Below are 8,004 nucleotides of genomic sequence, written 5' to 3' on the forward strand. Positions count from 1 at the left end.
TGGCCCGCCGCCGCGCGCTCCCGGCCAGTTCACCTTGCCGGCGCACCTCGCTGCACACGCCCCCGTCACCTTACGCGGGCGTCGTACCTCGCCCCGCCCCCCCCCCCACCGGCGCCGGCCCCGCCCCCCCCCCCGCCTCCGCATGTAACCTGTCGCCGCTCAGCGAGCGCGGCGGGCCAGTCTCTCCGAGTCGGAGATCAGCACGCTCTTGCCCTCGAGCCGCAGCCAGCCGCGGTGCGCGAAGTCGGCGAGCGCCTTGTTCACGGTCTCGCGGGAGGCGCCGACCAGCTGGGCAATCTCCTCCTGGGTGAGGTCGTGGGTCACGCGCAGCGCGCCCGCCTCCTGGGTGCCGAAGCGCTGGGCGAGCTGCAGCAGCGCCTTGGCGACACGACCCGGAACATCGGTGAAGATCAGGTCGGCCAGGTTGTTGTTGGTGCGGCGCAGGCGGCGGGCGAGCACCCGCAGCAGCTGCTCGGCGATCTCGGGCCGCTGATCGATCCACGCCTTGAGGGCGTCCCGGTCCATGGTGACCGCGCGGACCTCGGTGACGGTGGTGGCCGTCGAGGTGCGCGGGCCCGGGTCGAAGATCGAGAGCTCGCCGAACATGTCCGACGGGCCCATGATCGTCAGCAGGTTCTCACGACCGTCGGGGGAGCGGCGGCCGATCTTCACCTTGCCCGAGGTGATGATGTACAACCGGTCGCCGGGTTCGCCCTCGTTGAAGATGACGTGCCCGCGCGGGAAGTCAACGGGTTGCAGCTGTTTGGCGAGAGCGGCCACCGCGGTGGGCTCGACGCCTTGGAAGATGCCTGCTCTGGCGAGGGCCTCGTCCACGAATGTGCTCCTTATGGGAAATGGCTCTGTCCTGGACCGAAACGACTCGGCCGACAGTGCAGTCTACTTTGCAATACCGCCGGGTAGTGATAGACACCACGCGCCGAGCTCATTCTCAGACACGCGGAGCCGCAGTACGCGACACACAACGACGGTTTCGCGACACGCTTCACAAGTAATCTACGACACGCCGTGAGACCGGCGTCATGAAGATCGTAAAAAGTGGTCCGGAGCTGAAAGCCACCGGACCACTCGACCACCGACCCGCGCGGATCAGCTGGCCTGTGCGACGTCCATTCCCTTGGCCGCGGGCCGGGCGCGCCGCGGACGCGCCGCCGCAGCCGGCAAACCCAGCTTGGTCAGATCGCTGACCTCGGCATTCGTGGCTCGATCGAGATACTGCTGGACCTCTGGGTCTGGTTCGAGAAGCTTGCGAAGTCGATTCTCGACCCGTTCCATCACCAACGCGAACAGCATCAGCGCTATCGGAAACAGCACCACAGCGAGTCCTTGCATAGGCAGCAGTAAACACGCCGAAGGTCTCAGATGGAACACGGCGGGTACTCAGCCCGGTTGTGGGGCAGGGGTGGTTCCGTAAGGTGGGGGCGTGCGTGTCTCTGAATCCAACGCGGCCGTGAGCGGGGCAGACCCGGATAATTCGGGCGTTCAAGCTACCCCTGACGGGGCTCCGGTCGATGTCTCGGATGCGCCACGGTTTTCGCGTCCGGCCAAAGCGCGCAAGCGCGACAAAGAGACTCGGATCGGCCTGGTCCGGCGGGCCCGGCGTATGTACCGGGAAATGACCGTCGAGTTCCCCGACGCGCACTGTGAGCTGGATTTCACCACGCCCCTCGAATTGGCGGTCGCCACAATTCTTTCCGCGCAGTGCACCGACGTGCGGGTGAACCTCACCACGCCCGCGCTGTTCGCGAAGTACCGCGGCGCACGCGATTACGCCGAAGCCAATCGGGCCGAGCTGGAGGAGTACATCAGGCCCACCGGCTTCTACCGCAACAAGGCCAATTCCCTCATCGGGCTGGGCCAGGAACTGGTCGAGCGTTTCGACGGCGAACTGCCGGGTACCCTCGCCGAGCTGGTCACCCTGCCCGGCATCGGGCGCAAGACCGCGAACGTCATCCTCGGCAACGCCTTCGATGTCCCGGGCATCACCGTCGACACCCATTTCGGACGGCTGGTGCGGCGCTGGGGCTGGACCGCGGAGGAGGATCCGGTCAAGATCGAGCACGCCGTCGGCGAGCTGATCGAGCGCCGCGACTGGACCATGCTCTCGCACCGGGTGATCTTCCACGGCCGCCGCGTATGCCATGCGCGCAAGCCCGCGTGCGGCGCGTGCCTGCTGGCCAACGACTGCCCGTCCTTCGGTGAGGGACCGACCGATCCGACCGAGGCGGCAAAGCTGGTGAAGGGCCCGGAGACCGACCATCTTCTCGAACTGGTCGGCCTGTGAGCGCCGAGACGGCGCGGGGCAACACCGGGTGGCGGTGGGCGCTGGCGGCGGTGATCGTCGCCGTGGCGGCGGCGGTCGCGCTCTGGCCGCAGTTCACCCACTCCGACGACAAGAACGCCGCGACCGGCTCGACCACGGCCACCGGGCCCGCCGAACCGGCTGTCGCCGACTCGGATCGGACCGCGGCGGCGCTGGCCGCCTGTCCCGCGCCCACCGGCGCGCCCGTCGGCGACGGCCCGCTGCGCGGCATCACGCTGGACTGCCTGGCCGACGGCCGGCCGGTGGATCTGGTTGCGGCGCTGGCCGGCAAGCCCGCGCTGCTCAATCTGTGGGCCTACTGGTGCGGTCCGTGCGCGGAGGAACTGCCGCTGTTGCAACAGTTCTCGCAGCAGGCGGGGAACGCGCTCACGGTGCTGACCGTGCACAGCGATACGGGGACCGCCAAGGCGCTGTCGCGGCTGAGCGGGCTCGGCATCCACCTGCCCGGGGTCGAGGATTCGAATGCCAGGGTCCGCACCGCCGTCGGCGCGCCCGCCGTGCTGCCGATCTCGGTGCTGTTGCGCGCCGACGGCACCGTTGCGAAAGTCGTGGTGCGCCCGTTCACCAGCGTCGAGGACATTTCCGCCACCGTCGCGGCCGAATTGGGGGTCAGGGCGTGAGGGCTGGACGAGTGGATCTTTCGACAAGGGTGTGGTGATGAGACTCGAGGCGTCTGCCAATGGCATTCCGGAGTGGCTGCGCGGGGTGGCCGAGCACGACCCGGCCGATCCCACCGGCGTGAACCCGGTGCTGCGCCGCAGCACCATGCGGCGCTTCGCCGCGGCGGCGACCCGGGCCCGGGAGGCGTCGGTACTGGTGCTCTTCGGCGGCTCCCCCGAGCCGGATTCGACTGCGCCGGGCGGACTTCCGGCCGATGCCGACGTGCTGCTCACCCAGCGTGCCGCCACCCTGCGCCAGCACAGCGGCCAGGTGGCGTTCCCGGGCGGCGGGGTGGAGCCGCAGGACGACGGCCCGGTCAGCACCGCGCTGCGCGAGGCGCGCGAGGAGACGGGGCTCGACCCCGCCGGTGTGGAGCCGATCGCGGTGCTGCCCAAGATCTTCGTGCCGCCGTCGCGGTTCGATGTGACGCCGGTGGTCGCCTATTGGCGCACCCCCGGCGAGGTGGGGGTGGTGAGCGAGACGGAGGCCGCCCGCGTGGCGCGGGTGCCGCTGTCCGAGCTCATCGATCCGGCCAACCGTTTCGTGGTGCGCCATCCACTGGGCTATGTGGGCCCGGCGTTCACCGTGGACGGAATGCTGGTGTGGGGGTTCACCGCCGGGGTGCTCGCCGGATTGCTGGCGGTGTCCGGGTGGGAACGCGAATGGGACCATCACGATGTACGTGATCTGCAGGCCGCATTGGCCGCGGTAGGGATGACATTATGAGCGCCTCGGGCTGGCTCGACCTCGGCATCATCATTCTGGCGCTGCTGGCCGCCACCTCCGGGTGGCGGCAGGGCGCGGTCGCTTCGGCGCTCGCCTTCCTGGGCGTCATTCTCGGTGCGGTCGCGGGCATTCTGATCGCGCCGCACATCCTGAAGCACCTGAACGAGGGCCGCACCCGGGTGCTGGTGGGCGTGCTGCTCATCGTGGCGCTGGTGATCGTCGGCGAGGTCGCGGGCATGGTGCTCGGGCGGGCCGCGCGCGGCGGCATGCGGGATCCGTTCACCCGCAGCGTGGACAGCGTGGTGGGCGCGGGCCTGCAGGCGGCGGCGGTGCTGGCCACCGCGTGGCTGCTGGCACTGCCGCTGACCAACTCCTCGCAGCCCGGAATCGCGGCCGCGGTCACCAACTCCCAGGTGCTGCGCAATGTCGACCATGTCGCGCCGGACTGGCTGCGGCGGGTGCCGACCGACTTCTCCAACCTACTCAACACCTCCGGGCTGCCGGATGTCATCGGCCCGTTCGGGCACGTCCCGATCACAGCCGTGGAACCGCCCGATCCCAGCGTGCTGCAGCTGCCGGTGGCCCAGCAGCTGCAGGGCAGCGTGCTGCGCATCCGCGGCATCGCGCCCAGTTGCCAACGGCAGCTGGAGGGTTCGGGCTTCGTGGTGGCCCCGGAGCGCATCATGACCAACGCGCACGTGGTCGCGGGCACCAACACTGTCAGCGTGGACACCGCGCGCGGGTCGCTGCCCGCCACCGTGGTGCTGTTCGACTCGTCCAAGGACGTGGCGATCCTGGCGGTGCCGGGCCTGAACGCGCAGCCACTGGACCTGGCTCCGGCCGATGCCGGCTCGGGGGAGAGCTCCATCGTGCTCGGTTACCCGGGCGGCGGGCGCTACACCGCCAGCGCGGCCCGCGTGCGCGAGACCCTGAACCTGAAGGGTCCCAACATCTACCGCGACGCCGATGTCAAGCGTGAGGTCTACACCATTCGCGGCCAGGTCCGGGCCGGTAACTCCGGCGGCCCGCTGGTGGACACCGACGGACGGATCCTGGGCGTGGTGTTCGGCGCGGCGGTCACCGACGACGACACCGGGTACGTGCTCACCCTCGACGAGGTGCGGCCCGAACTGAGCTCGGCGGCAGGTCAATCGACGGCTGTCGGCACCGGCAGCTGTGTGCTGAGCTGAGCCTGGAAGAACGGAAAAACGGCCCCGGCGAACATGATTCGCCGGGGCCGTTTTTCCGTTTCGGAGAGCCTGGTCAGACCAGCAGTTTGGCGATCTCCGCGGTCACCGGCTCCGGATTCTCCTGGTGCGCATAGTGACCCGCGTCCGGGATGGCCACCACCCGGCGCTGCGGCGAGAGCTGCTGGCCGCGGCGGATGGTGCCCGGCAGGATGTACCGGTCGCGGTCGCCGTACAGGGCCAGCGTGGGCACCAGCACCGGTTCGCTCATGGCCGCCATGAAACGCCGGCCGTCGGGCCGCCACTGGCTACGGAACGCCCAGCGCTGATATTCCAGCGCACAGTGCGCCGCGCCGGGGATCCGGATGGCGGTGCGCATGCGGCGGGCGGTGTCGGTGAATTCCTCGGTGGCCGACCAGCGTTCGCCCACCCGGTCGCGGAGCAGGAGTTCGATCTCGATGCCGTCGTCGCGGGTGAGCCGGGCCTCGGGCACGCGCGGCACCTGATAGCGCAGGAAGTCCGGCAGCCAGGCCGAGCGCTGTGGCTTGTCGCGCAGCACGGCCCGCTTCAGCGCCACCGGATGCGGGGAGCTGATCAGCGCGATCGATCGCACCACCCGCGGGTGCAGTACGGCGGTGGCCCAGCACACCAGGCCGCCCTCGGCGTGCCCGACCAGGGTCGCCTCGGTGTGGCCCAGCGCGCGGATCAGGCCGGCGACATCACCGGCGAGGGTCCAGCCGTCGTAGCCGCGTGGTGGCTTGTCGGTGTCGCCGTAGCCGCGCAGGTCCACCGCCACCGTGCGGAAGCCGCGTGCGGCCAGCCCGGTCAGCTGGTGGCGCCAGGACCACCAGAAGTCGCCGAAGCCGTGCAGCAGCACGACCAGAGGCATGTCCGGGTCCGTGTAGGCCGTCCCGGCGGGCACGGCCTCGACCACGTGGAAGCGAATGCCGTTGGCGTGCACGTCCCGATGGGTCCACGGCCCGTCATAGCGGACTGCGGACGGATCCGGATGCGAATTCGACGACACGCCGATGGAGCGTAATCGAAGGTCTAGGTCCGGGGCTTGCCGAGTTCGACGGAGACCTCGGCCGTCTCCGCGTCGGTGTGGCCGAAACCGCTGGGCAGCACGCTCTTCGCCTCCTTGAGGGACTCGATGGTCTTCTCCGGCGCGCGCAGCTTGCGCACCTTCAGATAGCCCAGCAACGCGAAGGCCGCGACCGCCGCGATCATCAGCAGGAACACCACCAGGAACGCGGCCCAGCGGTACAGCCAGATGTCGAGCAGTTCGGCGAGGAAGAAGAAAAAGAAGAAGGAGCTGAACAGCAGGATGGTCAGCGCCAGGATGAAGAAGACACTGCCCTGCAGGCCCTTCTTGATCTCACCGGTCACCTCGGCCTTGGCGAGCTCCACCTCGGCGCGCACCAGGGTCGACATCTGCTCGGTCGCGTCGCGGACCAAGGTGCCGAAGGTCGCCGACTGATGGGCGTCGACATCGGACAGCGGAATCGAAGTGACGGTGCGGGTGCGGTTCCCGTCGTAGCCGTTACCGCCCTGTGTGAAGCTCAATTGCTCGACCCTTCTCCATGTCCCGGTAGTACTGTCCGGTGTCGCTCTTGATTTTGCAGTGCCCGCTCGTCACGTCGTGCCTGGTGAGCACGGCCCCGACGCAACAGTAGCGCCGAACCCGCCAGGGAAGCCGCCAAAGACGTGAGCAACACCGCCGCTTTCGCGAGCTCTGCGGCCGACCCGTCGCCGACGCCTACCAAGGCCAGTTCTGCCACCAAGAGGCTAACGGTGAAGCCGATCGCGCCCAGTACCGACAGGGCGAACATGTCCCGATAACCGAGATCAGCGGGTCGTTCCGCGACTCCCAACCGTACGGCGAGCCAACTGGATCCGAAGATGCCGACCGTTTTGCCGACCAGCAGGCCCAGGACGATGGCCAGCGCCAGCCGGTCGGTGAACAGCTTCGACAGCACGCTCGCATCCAGCGGAACGCCAGAGGCGAACAGCGCGAACAACGGTACGCACAGTGCGGCGGAGATGGGCTGGAAGAAGTGCTCGAGCCGGGCGGCGGGCACGCGGTGCTCGTCCTCGCCGGGATCCGGGCGCACTCGGGTGAGCAGGCCGCAGGCCACGCCCGCCAGGGTGGCGTGAATTCCGGCCTCGTGCAGGGAGTACCAGGCGATCAGGCCCAGCGGGACATAGATGAACGGGCTGCCGAGGCGGAAGCGCTGGGCCAGCGCCCAGCCGGTCAGGCACAGCACGGCCACCAGCAGCCACAGCATCTTCAGGGTGGTGGTGAACAGGACGGCGATCAGGATGATGGCGATCAGGTCGTCCACCACGGCCAGGCTGAGCAGGAACACCCGGGCGCCGGGCGGAATCCGCGATCCGGTCATGGCGAGCACGGCCAGCGCGAAGGCGATATCGGTGGCGACCGGGATGGCCCAGCCGCGGTCCATGCCCGGCGCGCCCCAGCCGACGGCGGTGGCGATGAGCGCGGGCATCACCACACCACCGACGGCGGCCACGATGGGCAGGGTGGCGCGTTTGCGGTCGGCGAGTTCACCGACCACCAGCTCCCGTTTGAGCTCCAGCCCGGCCACGAAGAAGAAGATGGCCAGCAGGCCGTCCTTGGTCCAGTCGGCCAGTGTGAGGTCGAGGTGGAGGGCGGGAATGGCGAGCCTGGTGTCGAGCATGGTCGTGTAGCTCGCGCCCCACGGTGAGTTGACCCAGATGAGCGCCGCGGCCGCGGCGATGAGAAGCAGTGCGCCGCCGAAGGTTTCGGTTCTCAGATAGCGGGCCAGCTCGGAACGGACCTGAGTGATCACGGTGCAGCCTTTCGGTCGGTCGACGAGAAAGCGGCGTGCTACACCACTCCAGGGACCGACGGCACAACCGCATGCCGACCAGACTTCCCGGCACACCTTTTGCGCAATTCTAACGGTTTGCCCGGAACTTCTTGACAACCCTATACCCGAAGCGGCCCCCTGATCGCCGATCAGGGGGCCGCTCGCGGAGTCTGCCCGTTTACGCCTTGCCGGCGCGGATGGATTCGAACACGTTGGGGTCCACCAGGGTTGAGGT

9 protein-coding genes are annotated in these 8,004 nt (G+C 69.0%); 4 read left to right on the forward strand and 5 right to left on the reverse strand.

The features are described 5' to 3' along the window. Positions 1 to 159: 159 nt before the first annotated feature. Together ACFXHE_RS29535 and ACFXHE_RS29540 are read right to left on the reverse strand one after the other, a co-directional pair. Positions 160 to 834, reverse strand: coding sequence for a Crp/Fnr family transcriptional regulator (locus ACFXHE_RS29535; protein ID WP_019044571.1), 675 nt, complete (start codon positions 832 to 834; stop codon positions 160 to 162). 273 nt (positions 835 to 1,107) lie between these two features. Then, entirely contained in the window at positions 1,108 to 1,335 is a 228-nt protein-coding gene (locus ACFXHE_RS29540) for a hypothetical protein (protein WP_081986109.1), read from the reverse strand. Positions 1,336 to 1,621: 286 nt separating this feature from the next. On the opposite strand from ACFXHE_RS29540, the gene nth reads away from it, so the two are divergent. From nth to ACFXHE_RS29560, 4 genes are read left to right on the forward strand one after another with little or no spacing between them, the layout of a single operon-like run. Beyond that, entirely contained in the window at positions 1,622 to 2,302 is a 681-nt protein-coding gene (nth, locus tag ACFXHE_RS29545; protein ID WP_379387703.1) for an endonuclease III, read from the forward strand. Next, entirely contained in the window at positions 2,299 to 2,961 is a 663-nt protein-coding gene (locus ACFXHE_RS29550; RefSeq protein ID WP_379387688.1) for a TlpA family protein disulfide reductase, read from the forward strand. Before nth ends, ACFXHE_RS29550 begins: the two co-directional genes overlap by 4 nt. Before the next feature lie 37 nt (positions 2,962 to 2,998). Next, positions 2,999 to 3,727: an NUDIX hydrolase gene (locus ACFXHE_RS29555; protein WP_379387689.1), complete on the forward strand. Its 729-nt coding sequence runs from the start codon at positions 2,999 to 3,001 to the stop codon at positions 3,725 to 3,727. Further along, positions 3,724 to 4,917, forward strand: a complete 1,194-nt coding sequence (locus ACFXHE_RS29560) for a MarP family serine protease (protein WP_379387690.1) — start codon at positions 3,724 to 3,726, stop codon at positions 4,915 to 4,917. Before ACFXHE_RS29555 ends, ACFXHE_RS29560 begins: the two co-directional genes overlap by 4 nt. A gap of 73 nt (positions 4,918 to 4,990) precedes the next feature. Here ACFXHE_RS29560 and ACFXHE_RS29565 read toward each other — a convergent pair whose 3' ends face one another. Genes ACFXHE_RS29565 through nhaA form a run of 3 tightly spaced genes read right to left on the reverse strand, consistent with a single transcriptional unit; the run spans position 4,991 to position 7,745 of the window. Further along, entirely contained in the window at positions 4,991 to 5,941 is a 951-nt protein-coding gene (locus ACFXHE_RS29565) for an alpha/beta fold hydrolase (protein WP_379387691.1), read from the reverse strand. 23 nt (positions 5,942 to 5,964) lie between these two features. Then, a complete protein-coding gene (locus tag ACFXHE_RS29570; RefSeq protein ID WP_379387692.1) occupies positions 5,965 to 6,480 on the reverse strand; it encodes a phage holin family protein in 516 nt (171 codons plus the stop codon). Then, positions 6,477 to 7,745: a Na+/H+ antiporter NhaA gene (gene nhaA, locus ACFXHE_RS29575; protein WP_379387704.1), complete on the reverse strand. Its 1,269-nt coding sequence runs from the start codon at positions 7,743 to 7,745 to the stop codon at positions 6,477 to 6,479. The genes ACFXHE_RS29570 and nhaA overlap by 4 nt, the downstream gene beginning before the upstream one ends. Between the last annotated feature and the right edge of the window lie 259 nt (positions 7,746 to 8,004).

Origin of the sequence: Nocardia sp. NPDC059229, assembly GCF_042754165.1 — a bacterium.
In the GTDB taxonomy this organism is placed as follows: domain Bacteria; phylum Actinomycetota; class Actinomycetes; order Mycobacteriales; family Mycobacteriaceae; genus Nocardia.